Raw genomic sequence first — 15,282 nt, 5'->3', positions numbered from 1 at the left:
CGCTCGCCGGTTCACACCGGCACGATGTCCCCGAGCTTCCAGCTGCGGTCGAAGTAGGGCTCGAGCGGCCCGTAGAGGCGGAAGTACGAGAACCAGTGCTTGCCCGGGATGGTCTTCACCCAGTTCGACTCTCCACTCGGGGGCGGCGTCGGGCCGTAGAAGAGGTCGACGGAGCCGTCGTCGTTCGCCACGAGTTCGGGATCGCGCGACCCGCGGTCGCCGCGCTGCTGGTCGGTGTCGATCAGGCAGCGGGTCGCGGCGTCGTAGACGGTGGCCGACCAGAACAGTTTCGCGGGGACTTCTGCCGGCACGTGGAGGCTGTAGCTGCGGCCTCCGTCGAGCCATGCGCCGTCGCCGTCGGCGTACGCGCCGAGGTAGGCCTGGCCGACCCCGGGGGTCCGGCTCTTCATCGCCTCCGAGAAGCTGACCGCTTCGTAGAACCAGGAGGCGCGCTCCAGCAGTTCGTCGTAACCGTCGCCGCGCTGTGCCGAGTCGTCGAGCACGATGGCCTGCTCCCAGCGACGGTCGGGCCAGTAGCTGCCCTGCTCGAAGCGCTTGGCGAACGTGTTGGCCTGCGCCATCAGCTCCCCCGCGGCAGCACCCTGCTCGAGGATGCGGACCAGCCGCTCGGACGGCTCGAACGGCTTCCCCTTCTCGATGCCCAGCTGCTTGAGCATGGCGAGGTAGAAGCGGTCGCGCTCATCCACCACCTCGCTCTGGTAGATGTCGTGCAGCCGCCTCCAGTAGTCGAGCCCTCGCGGCTGGTCGCCGGTCCAGGCGCGGCCATCGGGGGACACGATCCGCGTCGGAGCCGGGTTCTCGCGGTCGGCGTACGGGTAGATCCGCACCGCACGCACCAGGGCGTCGGCGCGCTCCGGGTCCGGGTCGAGGGTGCGGAAGCCGAACATGATGTTGACCCCGGAGGACCGCAGTGTGCGGTAGTCGTCGCCGAGGTCGGCCGGCGCGTCCATCCCCGGACCGAGGATGACGTACTTGCCGCCTTCACCCCGGTCCGGGCCCATTTCGCCCATGGCTCCGACCTCGCGCTGCCAGAAGTCGGAGACACCGCCCGCGGTCGGCCCGGCGGGCAGTTCGACCACCAGCGGGCCGCTGGCGGAGAGGTCGAAGAAGTTCAGGATGTACGGGGTGGTCGCGTTCGCGGTGATCAGTCCCAGCCGGTCCCGGTAGCTCAGATAGCGGACCAGGTCGCTCCCGGTGGCGCCGAACACGTCGTAGTGCTGGGTCTTCCACTGTGCGTAGGACACGAGCGGCAGCGCCCAGAGGTAGGCCTGGCAGGCGAGCTGGTAGTCCAGCTCGTCGAAGATCGTGGGCACCGCCTCGCGGGACGGCAGGTCGCCGTCCATCGGGAGGTCGGCCAGGCGGCCGGGCAGCTCGACGGTCATGTTCGGTCCCTTCGACGGGGTCGAGTCGACCGCCCCCGACCGTACGATGCGCCCGCGTCCTCGCGGCACCTGGCGTCAGGATATGCAGCGGCCCGGGAGGCGTCTAGGGGAGGAAATCGGTCCTAGGCACGCGGCGCCCTGGTCCCCCAGACTGAGCCCATGCAGCGACCGCTCGCGGGTCTGACCTGGCGCAATGCCGGCTCGGAAGCCGTCGCGGGCGTCACGCTGCTGGCCATCGCGGTGCCGCTGAACATCGGGTACGCGCAGATCGCCGGCCTGCCGCCGACCGCCGGGCTGTACGCGCTGGTGCTTCCGGCGATCGTCTACGCGCTGATCGTGTCGTCCCGTCAGCTGGTCGCCTCGCCGGATGCGGCGGCGGCCGCCCTCGTCGCCTCCTCGATCGGTGGGCTGGCCGTCGCGGGAAGCGCCGACTACCTCACGCTCGCGTTCGCCCAGGCGATCATCTGCGGCGCGCTGTTCGCGCTGGCCGCCGTGTTCCGGCTCGGGTTCCTGGCGAACTTCCTCTCCAAGCCCATCCTGATCGGGTTCGTCGGGGGCCTGGCGCTCGACATCCTGATCAGCCAGGTCGCGAAGATGTTCGGCGAGAAGATCGACTCGGGTGCGGAGTTCACCGACAAGCTGGTCGCGGTCATCACCGAGCTGCCGAAGCTGAACGGCTGGTCGCTGCTGATCGCGGTGCTCTCGGTGATCGTGCTGGTGGTCGGGCAGCGCGTCGCGCGAGCGGTGCCGTGGGCGCTGATCGTGCTCGTCGTCGCCACCGTGGTCGTCGTCCTGACGGGGCTCGAGTCCCAGGGCGTCGCCGTGCTCGGGCCGGTGGATGCGGGACCGCCGACGATCACCTGGCCGGTGCTCGACTGGGGTCGCTGGCTCGCGCTCATCCCCTCGGCGATCGCGCTGACGATGGTGACTATGGCGGAGGGTCTGCTCGTCGCCCGCAACTACGGCGAGAAGCACCGCTACGGCACCAGCCCGAACCGCGACCTGCTCGCGTTCGGCGCGGCGAACGTCGCGGCCGGCGCGACCGGTGGGTTCGCGGTCGGGTCGTCCACCTCCCGCACCGCCGCGATGGACCAGGCGGGCTCGCGGACGCAGCTCCCGTCGCTGGTCGCTGCGGTCGGCACGCTGCTGCTGCTCCTCTTCGGGACCGGGCTGCTCGAGCACGTCCCGTCGCCCGCGATCGGCGCGATCGTGGCGGTGGCGATCGTCCCGCTGCTCGGCATCCCCGAGTTCGCCCGGCTGTGGCGGCAGGACCGGTTCGAGTTCGGCATCGGCGCGGTCTGCTTCGTCGTCACCCTGCTGATCGGGGCGATCCCGGGCATCGTCGTGGCGTTCGTCCTGGCCCTGATCAACCTGGCCAAGCGCGCGTCCACCCCGGCGATCGACGTGCTGGCGGCGGACGGTGACCCGGGCGCGTCGCTGCTCGACCCGGCGCCGAAGGGCGCCACGACCGCGCCCGGCATCGTCGTCATCCGGCTGGCCGCTCCGCTGTTCTTCGCCAACGGGTCCGTCTTCGCCGACGCCGTGAAGCGCGCGGTGACGGGCAACGACGTCCGGCACGTGGTCCTCGACCTGGAGGCGGTCACCGACGTGGACGTCACGGGCGCCGAGGACTTCGCCGACCTGAAGGAGTGGCTGACCGACCACAGCGTCGACCTGTCGTTCAGCCGCCCCCGCGGCGACCTGGTCGAGCGGATGCGCCACCTCGGCGTGCTCGGCGACGAGCGACTCTACCCCACCAACCGGGCCGCGCTCGCGGACCTCGGCACACCATCCGTCGGCTGACGGTCACGAGAGAGCAGGATCAGCATGGGACCCGTCATCGGAGACATCCTCCCCCTCGCGCTCGGTGTCGCGATCAGCCCCATCCCGATCATCGCGGCCATCCTGATGCTGCTGTCTCCGAAGGCCCGCGGCACCAGCCTCGGCTTCCTCCTCGGCTGGGTGCTCGGGATCGTCGTGGCGGTGGTCCTCTTCACCCTGCTCTCCACGGTCATCCCGCACGGCGACGACGCCGAGCAGTCGAAGCCTGTCGTGGGGACGATCACGATCATCCTGGGCCTGCTGCTGCTCGTGCTCGCCGTGCGGCAGTGGCGGTCGCGTCCCGCAGCGGGCGCCGAGCCGGCCCTGCCGAAGTGGATGGCCGCCATCGACACGATGACCGCGGTCCGGGCGCTCGTGCTCGGGTTCCTCCTCTCCGCCCTCAACCCGAAGAACCTCCTGATGGGCGTCGCGGCCGGCGTCGCGATCGGATCCGACGCGCAGAACGCAGGCGAGGCCGTCGTCGCCGTGATCGTCTACACCGTCATCGCCGCGTCCACCGTCGCCGTGCCCGTCACCGCGTACCTGGCCGCCTCCTCGCGGATGGCCCGGCCGCTCGAAGCCCTGCGCACCTGGCTCGTGCACAACAACGCCACCATCATGTCCGTCCTGCTCCTGGTGATCGGCGTCGTGCTGATCGGCAAGGGCATCGGGCGGTTCTGAGCCGACCAACACCACCGAGATCGGAGAACAGCATGCCCGCAACGGACGTCACCGGCCTGCCGTCCGACGATGAGATCGTCGACGCGTACCTGTACCTCTTCGGCCGGCTCCTGGTCGCCCGGCAGGAGAAGTACGACATCGACGTCGAGCATGTCGGCTGGAACACGATCAAGTACAACCCGCTCGGTTCGGCGGAGTTCGTCAACCCGAACCTCGACGTCGCGTACCTCGAAGCGTGGATCGCCGTCGACCCCAAGCACGCGGTGACGCTGCACGTTCCCGAGATCGTCGGCCGCTACTACACCGTGCAGGTCGTGGACGTGTGGGGCGAGGTGATCGCGAACGTGAACGAGCGGAATTTCCCCGAGCATCCGTCCGGGCCGGTGTCGTTCCGCCTCGCCGGGACGACCCCGCCGCTCCCGGACGGTGCGCTCGCGATCGACCTGCCCGGCCCCAAGGCGAAGATCCTCGCCCGGGTGGAGCTGAAGACGTCACCGGATGAGGCCGTCGCGCTACAGAGACAGTTCACGATCGACGCCCCGGCCGGGATCGAGATCGCCCCTCCTCCGGCGATCCCCGACTTCAGCAACGCGGCGCTCCCGGGAGCGGAAGCGTTCACCGCCGGGCTCGACCTGCTGGAGACGGCGCCGGATGCGATGCCGGACGCACCCCGCTACGCCGAGCTCGTGCGCGCCATCGCCGAGAGGATCGCGGGCGACGACGAGGCCAGAGCGGCGGTCGACGAGGTCGTCCGCACGAAGGCGTGGCCGGCCTTCCTCGCCGGCACCAAGGGCTTCGGAACCCAGCGCAACGGATGGTCGGTCGCGTTCTCGGCGGGCCGCTTCGGCAATGACGTGCTCGCCCGCGACATCGTCGACTACGGCGGCCTCTGGGCCAACACGGTCGATGAGGCCATCTACTACGTCGGCCAGCTCGGAAGCGACGGCACTCTCCTCGACGGCTCCGCCACTTACGAGATCCGCTTCCCGAAGGGGGAACCCGCGGCCCTGGTCGACGCGTTCTGGTCGCTGACGCTCTACTCGGTGCCGGACTACCGCGTCGTCCCGAACCCGATCGACCGCTACGGCATCAACTCGGAGGCCGTGCTCCCGCCCAACGACGACGGCAGCGTGAGCATCTGGATCGCACCGGAACGCCCGGCGGACGTGGCCGAGTCGCAGTGGCTCCCGTCCCCGAAGGGCGGCGGGTTCTCGCTCAACCTGCGGCTCTACGTCGCCCGGAAGCCGGCACTCGCGGGCGAGTGGTTCCCGCCGCCGATCACCCGGGCGGTCACGCCGGCGTGACCGCGGGTGGCGCCGGCACAGGGCGGCTCGGGACCGCTGCAAGCGGGACGATCGGAGCTGGTAAGTAAAGGATGCGCGCTAACCTTTACTTACGACGCATCCGTAGGAAAGCTTGACCACGCTTGCCCATGGTCGTGAACGTCACATCTCCAGGTCGCGGCGCTCGCCGCTACGGCGCCTCCGCCCGGCCACGCCGACGACGGCGCCACCGACCGCAACCGTGGCCAGCCCCAGCCAGACGGCCGGCATGTCAGGGGCGCGGCCGCCGGTCGCCGCGAGGTCGCCGTCCGGTCGTCCCGCCGCCGCGCTGGCCGAGCCGTCGCCGGAACCGTCGGGCGGCCCGACCGTTCCAGCCGTGACCTGCACGGTGACCGTCGTCGTGTCGCACAGCGTCGGTGCGATGGAGGCGCAGATCGTGTAGGTGAACGCATCGCTGCCGGAGAAGCCGGGTTCGGGCGTGTAGACGAAGGACGGTCCGTTCGCGGTCGCCGTGCCGTGCGCCGGTGGCGTCGCGACGGTCGGCGGCCCCACGGTGCCCTGGTCGTTGTCCGTGACGGGGATGCTCACCGCGGTTCCGGCGGGCGTCGTCGCGCTGTCCGGGTTCGCCACCGGGTAGATGTCGACGTCGACCAGCCCGGTCGCGCACAGTACGGGCACGCCGTCGTCGCAGACGATCACGGAGTACTGGTCGGTGCCCGCGAAGACGGTGCGCGGGAGATACGTCGTCTGGTCGGCGGACACCGTCGCCGTCCCGGTGCGGGGAGGGATGCCGCGGGCGAACGCGAGCGTCTGGCCCGGGTCGGGATCGGTGGCCCGGATGGCGCGGGTCACGGGCGTCGCGACCGTCGTCGTCAGCTGGAGGGACGCGACGACGGGCGGGTTGTTCAGGGGCCGCACTGTGACGGTCACCGTGGCGGTGGCGCAGAGGGACGGGTTCGTCGGCGAGCAGATGCGGTACTGGAAGGCATCCTGGCCGGTGAAGCCGCCGGCGGGCGTGTACCTGATCGTTCCGGCGACGGCATCCACAGTGGCCGTGCCGTTCGACGGCGGGGTCGTGAGCGCCGGGCTGAGGGCGGCGCCCAGCGAGTCGTTGGCCGAGATCGGGATGACGACCGGCGCGCCCGCGGAGGTCTCGGCGGAGTCGTCGACCGCGATCGGGCTGATCGGCAGGGAGACGGTGGCCGAGTCGCAGAGCACCGGCGTCCCGTCGTCGCAGACCGTGTAGACGAAGCTGTCGTCACCGGTGAAGTCGTCCGCCGAGCGGTAGCCGAAGCCGCCGCCGGCGACCACGAGCGCCCGGCCGTGGACGGGCGGAGTCGTGATCGTGTACGTCAGCTTCTGTCCGGTGTCCGGGTCGGTGGCGCTCACCCGGCCGAAGAGCAGCTCGGCGGTGAACCCGGGACGGGTCAGCGGCTGAGCGACGGGCGGCGAATTGGGCGGCGGCGCTACCCCGACCACGGTGGTGTCCGCCTGGCTGTCCGCGCTCGACCCGTCGTTGTTCGACGGGTCGGGGTCGTCGGTGTCCGAGATCGCGGAGGCGACGTCGTGGAGCACCGTTCCGACCGCGGCCGCCTGGGAGACGGTGAACGTCCGGGCGGTGGAGGCTCCCGGCGCCAGCGTGCCGATGGCCCAGCTGATCGTTCCGCCCGCAACCGTGCCGCCTCCCGCATCCACCACGCCGCTGACCCCGGCGGGCAGCGTGTCGGTCAGCACCACGCCCTCGGCGTCGTCGGGGCCGGCGTTCGCCACGACGAGCGTGTACGTCACGTCCCCGTTCTGCAGCACGGTCGCCGGACCCGACTTCGAGACGGAGAGGTCGGCGAACGGCACGGCGTTGACGGTGCATCCCGACAGGGGCGCGTCGAGGGTGGCCGCGCGGGTGGCAGCGACCCGGACGACGTTGGCGACGACGCCTGTCTGCACGTCGAAGATGCTGCCCGCGGGCGCCTGGGTCTGCACCTGGATGGGGGTGCCGGGCGAGTCGCCGGTGAACCGGCCCTGCACGCTGGTCGGTCCGGCGAACCGGTACGAGCCGAAGCCACTCACCTCGCCGTCGTCGGTGAGACCGGTGGACGAGAGCAGGCCCTCCACCGACTGCCGCCAGGTGCCGTTGTTGGTGAACACCCCTCCCGCGATGACGATCCCCGCGTTCGCGGACGTCGCGGAGTTGTTCGACAGCGCCCCGGTCGTGCGGACGCGGCAGTCGTTGGCGAACATCCCGCCGCCGTTCACGGTCAGCGATCCGGCGATCTCCACGTTCCCCGTGTTCTGCAACCGGCCGTTGAGGTTCGCGTCGCCGACGATCCTCAGGTCGTTGGAGTTCTCGATGCGGGCGCCGCTGTTCAGGCTCAGCGGACCCGAGATGGTCATCGTCCCCGCGTTGTCGAACGTTCCCGCGGAGGGCGCGAAGCCTCCCGCGATCGTCAGCGATCCGCCGCCGGCGACCGTGAACGTGGATGCGCCGTTGACGTTCAGCCCGGCGAACTCGACGGTGCCCTCGACGCCGAGGGCGAAGCCCGTGCCGACGGCGATGGACGGGAAGGCCGCGAGCGCGCCGGGCGCGACGACCAGCGCGCCCGATGCGTTGTTGACGTAGGAGGGACGGAGGACTGCGCCCGCCCCGACGCACAGGGTCGCTCCGGACGGCAGAGCATCCACCCCTCCCGCGAACGTTCCGGAGGCGAGGAGCACCGTCTCGCCCGTGGCGAGGGAGACGGACGAGGCGCCCGCGTCCAGCACCCGCGTCGGAGCTCCGCACTGCGTCGCGAACGACGCCGACGCCGGAGCCGCACCGGCGCCCAGGGCGAGGAGCGCTCCGACGGCGAGCGCCGTGAACGCGCTGACCAGCTTCCCGACCCCCTGCCCGCGCATGCTCGCAGTATGGTCCCCTGGCGGCGAAAGCTCTAGAGCGGGCGGCGGCCGCCTACCGCCCGACCGCGGGCATCGGGGGCAGCGGATGCAGCGGTCCGCCGAGCAGGGAGGCGCCCCACAGCGCGGCGAGAACGGTCGCGATCGAGCAGGCCCACAGGATGACCGGCACCGCCCGTCCACCCGCCACTCGCCGTGCGACGGTGAGAGCGAGTAGCCCGCTGACGGCGCCGACCGTGTTGAGGATCACATCCGTGACATCCGAGCTGCCCACCGCCAGCACGTACTGGGCGGCCTCCAGCGCACAGCTCGCCAGTGCCGCGACGGCGGCGACGCGGAGCGCCCGCCAGCGCGGCGCGAGCACGCCGAGGTAGACGCCGAACGGCACGAACAGCAGGACGTTCGCCAGCATCTCGGACGGCCGGTTCTGGCCGAAGCCCTCGCCCGCGACGAAGGGGACGAGCTTGACGGCGCGCACGCCCTCCCCGCCGAAGTCGGGCGTGTGGAACTTCCACAGCACCGCCCAGACCAGCAGCACGAGGTACGCGGCGAACAGCGCGACCGGCAGCGGCCCGGGCGCGGTGCGCGGGCGGTGGACGGAGACGGATGCGGTCATCCTTCGACGCTAGGCATCCGGGCGGCGCGACGGATCGGCCGCAGGTAGCGAACGGCTCCGTCGCAAGGTGTACCTGCGCAGCCGCCGCCTGAGAGGCCGCCGGCTCAGAGGTCGTCGGGGTTCAGATTCAGCGTGACCGACGAATACAGCTGCTGCTGCGCGTCGAACACCTGCCGGTCGGCGTTCAGCCAGACCAGGTACGAAACCGGGATGCCGAACCGTTGCGCGACCTTCTCCGTGGTGTCGCCGACCGCGACGACGTAGCGCGCGGGCGCGCCGCTCGCCGTGGTCTCCGTCACCGCGCCGCGCGCGCCGACGAGCGGCCCGCCGTCCACCGGGTGGACATTGGACTGGCGCGGCGGGATCGACCACGACACCGTGTTGACCGCGAGCACCTTGTTCGGCCCGAGCTCGACCGGCACCCCGTCCTCCGACGCGACGGAGGAGTAGGTGACGAGCGTCGTGAGGTAGGAGGGCTTCTTGCCCAGCACCGCGGAGGTCTGCGGCGCCGCGGCGGTGGTCGGTCCGCCTAGCGCGTGGTCGCCGATGCCGTGATAGGTGAGCCCGTCGCCGACGCTGGGAGGTGTCTCGAGGAACGTGGCCGAGACAGGCACCGGCACCGTCGACGTGAAGCCCGAGTACTCGACGCTGTACATCCCGTCGCCGGTCGACACGACGCGGTAGCGGTAGTGGATGCTGCCCTTCGGCGAGGCGACGCTGCCCTGCGCGACAACCGTGCCGGCCGGCACCTGCGTCAGCGTAGGGGCGGGCGGGGGAGGCGCCGTCGGGGTGGCCGTCGGGGTCGGCGACCCGGTCAGGATCCCGACGCCGGGAGTGCTGCGAGGGGACGTGGTCGCCGTCCCGGAGGCGTGCGGCGTCCGGTGCGGCGCGGACACCGCCTTCGCGTCGCCGCCGAACAGCGCGCATCCACTCAACCCCGCGGTCGCCGCGACGAGCGCGGCCGTCGCGACCGTTCCCAGCATGAGCCGCCGGAACGCTCTTATGTGAACCATGGTCCCCCCACCCGGGATGCTAACAGGTCGTGCGCCCCGTTTCGCCGCCGGCCCGGCGTATCGTGTGCTCGACACGGAGGAGGCGGCATGGCGCGGGTGCTGGTGACGGGCGCGGGCAGCGGACTGGGGTTCGGAGCCGCCCGCGAGCTGGTCGAAGACGGCCACACGGTGGTCGGCCACGTCCGGAGCCTCGACCGGGCAGACGACCTGCGGGCCGTGCTCGGCGACCGCGGCAGCATCCTCGCCGCAGAGCTCGCGGACGACGAGCAGGTGCGCGCACTCGCCGAGAAGGTGCGCTCGGCCGGTGGAGTGGATGCGGTGATCCACAACGCGGGCGTCATCGATGGGCGCGACCTGCTGCCGGTCAACGTGGTGGCGCCGTACGTTCTGACGGCGCTGGTGCCGGCGGAGCGCGTCGTGTTCCTCAGCAGCGGCATGCACCGGGGCGGGCACCCGCGGCTCGACGGCCTCGACTGGTCGGGCGAACGGAGGACGGCGACCTACTCTGACACCAAGCTGATGGTCACCGCCCTGGCGGCGGCGCTCCCCCGCTACCGCCCCGGCGTCTTCAGCAACGCGGTCGATCCCGGCTGGGTTCCGACCCGGATGGGCGGCGCGCACGCCCCGGACGACCTGGAGCTCGGCCACCGCACCCAGGTCTGGCTCGCCGAAGGCGAGGACCCGGCGACGCGCACCTCCGCCTACTGGCACCACCAGCGGCCGCAGCGGCCGCATCCTGCAGCGCTCGACGAGGCGTTCCAGGACCGGCTCGTGGATGCACTGGCGCAGCACACGGGGCTGAGCCTCCGGTAGCGACGATTTCTGAGGACTTCCTCAGGATCCGTCCCGATAAGATAGACATAACAAGGGGAGTACTCCCGCACGCAGCGAGCCCGTCAATACGGATGCGCCACCGCATCCCGGGCCGCTGGTCCTGACGCCGCAATGGCGCGGGGCGGAGGAGACCTTGGCGAATCGCTACGCCTACCCCTTGGAGTCCCGGTGCAGGTCACCCCGCTCATCTGGATCATCACCATCGCGGTGACGATCGCCTTCTTCGTCTACGAGTTCTTTGCGCACGTGCGCAAGCCGCACGAGCCCACCATCGGCGAGTCCGCGCGCTGGTCCGCCTTCTACATCGGTCTCGCCCTGGTGTTCGGCGTGGGCATCGGCCAGGTCTCCGGGTGGGACTTCGGCGGTCAGTACTTCGCCGGCTACCTGACCGAGAAGGTCCTGTCCGTCGACAACCTGTTCGTCTTCCTGCTGCTGATGACCGCGTTCGCCGTGCCGAAGGCGTACCAGCAGAAGGTGCTGATGATCGGCATCATCATCGCGCTGGTGCTGCGCGGCGGGTTCATCGCGGTCGGCGCCACCCTGATCGAGAGCTACTCGTGGGTGTTCTACCTGTTCGGCGCCCTTCTGCTGGTGCTGGCCTGGCGGCAGGCGTTCGGCGCGCACGACTCCGACCCGTCCGACAACCGGGCGATGCGCTTCATCCGCCGCCACCTCCCCGTCACCGAGGAGTATCACCGCGACCGTCTGACGGTGAAGAAGGACGGCCGTCGCTTCGTCACGCCGATGCTCCTCACGATCATCGCCATCAGCCTGATCGACGTCGTCTTCGCCGTGGACTCCATCCCCGCGATCTACGGCCTGACCAGCGAGGCGTACATCGTCTTCACCGCCAACGCGTTCGCCCTGATGGGACTGCGGCAGCTGTTCTTCCTGATCGGCGGCCTCCTCGAGCGGCTGGTCTACCTCTCGCAGGGGCTGGCAGTCATCCTCGGTTTCATCGGCGTGAAGCTGGTCTTCCACGCGCTGCACGTCAACGAGCTGCCGTTCATCAACGGCGGACGGCCGGTGGAGTGGATCCCGGAGATCCCGGTCTGGTTCTCGCTGGTCTTCATCGGCGCGACCATCGCCGTCGCCGCGATCGCCAGCCTGCGCAAGACGCGCAACGAGCGCCCGGCCGAGGTCACGACGGGCGAGGCTGCGCAGCGTTGAGCCGAGACGCCTCGGGGTCGCGCTTCCACGCGCGGAGGGTGTGCCCGTAGCCGACCAGCTCGTGGCCGACGACCTCGATCACGGCGCCCAGCGCGACCAGGCCGATGACGATGCTCAGAGCGGTCAGCTCGCCCGGCCGGTCGAGGTCGATCGACTGGCCGGGATGCGTCACCGCGCCGAAGATGACGGCGGCGGCGAGCGGGGTCAAGGTGACCAGCAGCAGCGGGACGTGGGTGAGATCGAGCGAGTGGAGCAGCACGCTCCAGGTGCCGAAGATCAGGACGATCGTGATCGCGAGCGGGACGGCGAGAGCCAGGGCGATCCCGAGCAGCGAGACGCCGCCGCTCTCCATCGCGATCGTCGTCAGGTGGAGGCCGGCGCCGATGGCGGCGATCGACCCGAACAGCGGCAGATGGGCGTACCGCCAGCCGTAGGCGCGCTCCCGCAGCCGTTCGAGCACCAGCCTCGACGGGACCAGGAAGTACGTCCACCAGACGCAGGCGGCCGTCACGAGCCCGGAGGCCGCGATCAGCACCGCCTCCGGCGACCAGCCGCTCTCCTGGGTGAGCACGCCGACCGCGGCCGTGGTGCCGGCGATGACCTCGCCGATGGTGATGATCGTGAGGAGCGCGAAGCGCTCGGCGAGGTGCCCGGCGTTCCAGGGCGAATAGCCGTACCAGCGGGTGGCGACGGCCGGGGCGACCATCTCGAAGAGGGCCAGTGCGACCAGCAGCCAGACGGTGACCGCGGTGGGCAACGGCACGATCGCGCTCAGCAGCCAGCAGACCTGCACGACGGAGATGATGACGACGTACGAGAGCGCGTTGCGCCGGTGCTCCGGATCCTCGCGAGCGGCCCTCAGCCAGAGGGCGATCTGCGGCACGCGCATGATGATGTAGCCGATCACCATGAGCAGATTGTTGGGGCTCTCGCCGTGCGCCGCCCGCTCGAAGCTCACCGGCAGGCCGTAGGTCAGCACCAGGACGCCGATCATCTGCACGATGGTCGCCAGCCGGAGCAGCGCGTCGTCGTTGCCGTAGGCCGAGGTGAACCAGGTGAAGTTGAGCCACGCCCAGCTGACCGCCCACACGGCGAAGATGTAGGCGCCGATCGCGGGCCAGATGTCCCCGTGGCCGAGCTGCTCGGCCAGCTGGTCGGAGGCGGCGGCGAACGCGACCACGTAGGTCAGGTCGTAGAGCAGCTCCAGCGGGGTCGTGGTCCGGCCGCGCTCGCGCGGGTCGCGGCCCGGCATCGGCCGGATCCGGTGCCGCAGCTCGTGCCGTAATTCGTCCGCGAAGTCGGTCATCGTCCACCTGCCCCTCGGCCACGAGTCTGGCTCATCCGGCCACCCTGCGGGAAGCGGTGCCGGCCTCCGGCTACTCAGAGCCCGGAGATCCGCTCCTCCAGCAGGGCGAGCATCGCCTCCGCCGCCCGGCCGGGCCGTCGGCGCGCGATCGCGCTCAGCCGCCAGGCGACCGGTTCGCGCAGAGCACGCACCACTGCGCCGGGCGCGGGGATGACGGTCAGCTCGGGGAGGGCGGCGACGCCGAGACCTGCGGCGACGAACCGCGGAATCTCGCCCAGGTCCGACAGCTCGGTCGGCACCCGGCGCGTCAGGCCGCGCGCCGCGAGGGCGCGGTCGAGGGTGACCCGGTTGCCGAAGCCGCTGCGCGCATCCACCCAGGTCTCATCGGCGAGGTCGGCGAGCGACACCGACCGCTTGCGGGCGAGGGGATGCGCCTCCGGCAGCACAGCGACGTACGGCGAGTCGGCGAGCGGATGCGTCAGGAGGTCGGAGACGGGATCGGGGAGGCCGTGGAAGGCGATGTCGAGGCGGCCCTGGCGCACGTCCTCGACGAGGCCGGTCGAACCGCTCGGGGACGGGCCGAGCCGCAGGTCGACCTCGGGGTGGCGCCGATGGAACTCGCCCATAACGCCGGGGAGGTCGATCGTCGTCAGGTTCGTGAAGATGCCCACGCGGACGGTGCCCCGCAGCGGGCCCTGCCGGTCGGCCAGCTCGCGCATCCGCTCGACCGACTGCAGCGTCGCCCGGGCTTCGGCCACCACGGCCTCGCCGACGTCGGTGAGCCGGACTCCGTGGGCGTCGCGCTCGAACAGCGGAGCGCCCAACTCGCGCTCCAGGCTGCGGATGCCGGCGGAGACGGTGGACTGGGCCGCGAAGACCCGCTCCGCGGCGCGGGTGAAGCTGCGCTCGTCCGCGATGGCGACGACGTATTCGAGCTGACGGGTGTCCACTCGTGCATCGTATCCGTCGATGCTCAGCATCGTCTATTTCCGTTGGACTCGATGCTCGATCAGGAGCATATTCGACTCATGACCACCACGATCGAATCCCTCGCCACCGGCCGCCGGCCGTTCCGCCTCCGTCACGGAGCCGGCTTCTGGGTGATCGCCGCCGCCTTCCTCGCAGTGATGGCGTTCTCGACCATCCCGACTCCGCTGTACGCGCTCTACCAGGTGCGCGACGGCTTCCCGACCTGGGTGGTGACCGTCATCTTCGCCGCCTACGCGGTCGGCGTCATCGCCAGCCTCTTCCTGATCGGCCACCTGAGCGACTTCGCCGGCCGCCGCCGGATGGTGCTCATCGCGGTGCTCATCGAGATCGTGTCCGCGGCGCTCTTCCTGGTCTGGAACGACGTGGCCGGCCTGATCGTCGCCCGGACGTTGTCCGGGATCGGCGTCGGCGCGCTGACCGCCAGCGCGACCGCGCACCTGTCCGAGCTGCGCGCCGTCGCGCGCCCCGAGGAGGGACCGCGGCTCGCGGGGACGGTGTCCACCGCCGTGAACACCGGCGGCCTGGCCCTCGGTCCGCTGATCGGCGGGGCGTTCGCGCAGTTCCTGCCCGCGCCGCTGCTGCTCCCCTACGCGGTGTTCCTCGTGCTGCTCGCCGTCGCGGCGGTCGCCGTCGCACTCGTACCCGAGACGGTCGAGCGGGCGGAGGAGCGCCCGGCGTACCGGCCGCAGCGCATCTCGCTGCCCGCCGAGGCGCGCGGCGCCTTCTCGGCCGCCGCCGTCGCGGCGTTCGCCGGCTTCGCGGTCTTCGGCCTGTTCACCTCGCTCGCGCCGAGCGTCCTCGCCGGGACCCTGCACCAGACGTCGCACCTGCTCGCCGGCGCCGTACCGTTCGCCGTGTTCGCCGCCTCCGCCGTCTCGCAGATCGTGTTCGCGCGGGTCAGCACGCGGACCCAGCTCGTGCTGGCGCTCGTGCTCATGCTGGTCGGCCTGGCCGGGCTCGCTGTGGGCGTGCTCGCCGCATCCCTCGCGGTGTTCATCGTCAGCGGCGTGCTGGCCGGCGCCGGTGTCGGACTGCAGTTCCGGTCGTCGATCGCGGTCGCCGCGTCGCTGGCCGCGCCGGAGCGCCGCGGCGAGGTGCTCGCCGCGATCTTCCTGATCGCGTACATCGGCCTGGCGCTCCCGGTGCTGCTGGTCGGAGTCGCGCTCATCCTGTGGCCGCTGGTGCCGGTGCTGGTCGTGTTCGTCGCGGCGATCGCGGTGCTGTCGGTGCCGGCCGGGCTGCGGATGATGCGGCGGGCGTGAGACGCATAGGGTCG

The 15,282-nt window shown here is 71.2% G+C and carries 12 protein-coding genes; 6 read left to right on the top strand and 6 right to left on the bottom strand.

The genetic code is table 11. The annotated features are described in order from the left end of the window. Window positions 1-11 precede the first annotated feature (11 nt). Entirely contained in the window at window positions 12-1,403 is a 1,392-nt protein-coding gene (locus ACTJI1_RS15330; protein WP_440743318.1) for a DUF1254 domain-containing protein, read from the bottom strand. 159 nt (window positions 1,404-1,562) lie between these two features. Between ACTJI1_RS15330 and ACTJI1_RS15325 the strand changes: the two genes are divergently transcribed. From ACTJI1_RS15325 to ACTJI1_RS15315, 3 genes are read left to right on the top strand one after another with little or no spacing between them, the layout of a single operon-like run. Beyond that, window positions 1,563-3,206, top strand: a complete 1,644-nt coding sequence (locus tag ACTJI1_RS15325) for a SulP family inorganic anion transporter (RefSeq protein ID WP_440743317.1) — start codon at window positions 1,563-1,565, stop codon at window positions 3,204-3,206. Between the two features lie 24 nt (window positions 3,207-3,230). Then, complete coding sequence (locus tag ACTJI1_RS15320; RefSeq protein WP_440743316.1) at window positions 3,231-3,905, top strand: GAP family protein; 675 nt, start codon at window positions 3,231-3,233, stop codon at window positions 3,903-3,905. Between the two features lie 32 nt (window positions 3,906-3,937). Then, window positions 3,938-5,209 (top strand): DUF1214 domain-containing protein, encoded by a 1,272-nt coding sequence (locus ACTJI1_RS15315; RefSeq protein WP_440743315.1) that lies wholly within the window; start codon window positions 3,938-3,940, stop codon window positions 5,207-5,209. 141 nt (window positions 5,210-5,350) lie between these two features. Here ACTJI1_RS15315 and ACTJI1_RS15310 read toward each other — a convergent pair whose 3' ends face one another. From ACTJI1_RS15310 to ACTJI1_RS15300, 3 genes are all read right to left on the bottom strand, one after another. Continuing rightward, the gene (locus ACTJI1_RS15310; RefSeq protein WP_440743314.1) at window positions 5,351-8,080 is read right to left on the bottom strand and encodes an Ig-like domain-containing protein; all 2,730 of its coding nucleotides are present in this window, start codon (window positions 8,078-8,080) and stop codon (window positions 5,351-5,353) included. 52 nt (window positions 8,081-8,132) lie between these two features. Beyond that, complete coding sequence (locus ACTJI1_RS15305; protein ID WP_440743313.1) at window positions 8,133-8,693, bottom strand: VanZ family protein; 561 nt, start codon at window positions 8,691-8,693, stop codon at window positions 8,133-8,135. Between the two features lie 104 nt (window positions 8,694-8,797). Next, window positions 8,798-9,706, bottom strand: coding sequence for a LysM domain-containing protein (locus tag ACTJI1_RS15300; protein ID WP_440743312.1), 909 nt, complete (start codon window positions 9,704-9,706; stop codon window positions 8,798-8,800). An 87-nt stretch (window positions 9,707-9,793) separates the two neighbouring features. Here ACTJI1_RS15300 and ACTJI1_RS15295 point away from each other — a divergent pair, with 87 nt between their 5' ends. Both ACTJI1_RS15295 and ACTJI1_RS15290 read left to right on the top strand, forming a co-directional pair. Continuing rightward, the gene (locus tag ACTJI1_RS15295) at window positions 9,794-10,519 is read left to right on the top strand and encodes an SDR family NAD(P)-dependent oxidoreductase (RefSeq protein WP_440743311.1); all 726 of its coding nucleotides are present in this window, start codon (window positions 9,794-9,796) and stop codon (window positions 10,517-10,519) included. Between the two features lie 189 nt (window positions 10,520-10,708). Then, a complete protein-coding gene (locus ACTJI1_RS15290; RefSeq protein ID WP_440743310.1) occupies window positions 10,709-11,710 on the top strand; it encodes a TerC family protein in 1,002 nt (333 codons plus the stop codon). Here ACTJI1_RS15290 and ACTJI1_RS15285 read toward each other — a convergent pair. Further along, window positions 11,682-13,016, bottom strand: coding sequence for a low temperature requirement protein A (locus ACTJI1_RS15285; RefSeq protein ID WP_440743309.1), 1,335 nt, complete (start codon window positions 13,014-13,016; stop codon window positions 11,682-11,684). The two genes, ACTJI1_RS15290 and ACTJI1_RS15285, sit on opposite strands and share 29 nt — an antisense overlap. A 74-nt stretch (window positions 13,017-13,090) precedes the next feature. Next, window positions 13,091-13,966 carry a LysR family transcriptional regulator gene (locus ACTJI1_RS15280; RefSeq protein ID WP_440743308.1) on the bottom strand — a complete coding sequence of 292 codons (876 nt, stop codon included), beginning with the start codon at window positions 13,964-13,966 and terminating at the stop codon, window positions 13,091-13,093. Window positions 13,967-14,044: 78 nt separating this feature from the next. On the opposite strand from ACTJI1_RS15280, the gene ACTJI1_RS15275 reads away from it, so the two are divergent. After that, window positions 14,045-15,268: an MFS transporter gene (locus ACTJI1_RS15275; RefSeq protein WP_440743307.1), complete on the top strand. Its 1,224-nt coding sequence runs from the start codon at window positions 14,045-14,047 to the stop codon at window positions 15,266-15,268. Window positions 15,269-15,282 lie beyond the last annotated feature (14 nt).

The sequence above is a fragment of the Leifsonia sp. 22587 genome (assembly GCF_052044215.1).
GTDB classification, from domain to species: Bacteria; Actinomycetota; Actinomycetes; order Actinomycetales; family Microbacteriaceae; genus Leifsonia; species Leifsonia shinshuensis_C.
The sequence above is the reverse complement of the archived record's forward strand: the minus strand, read 5'-3'. Positions and strand labels throughout refer to the sequence as shown.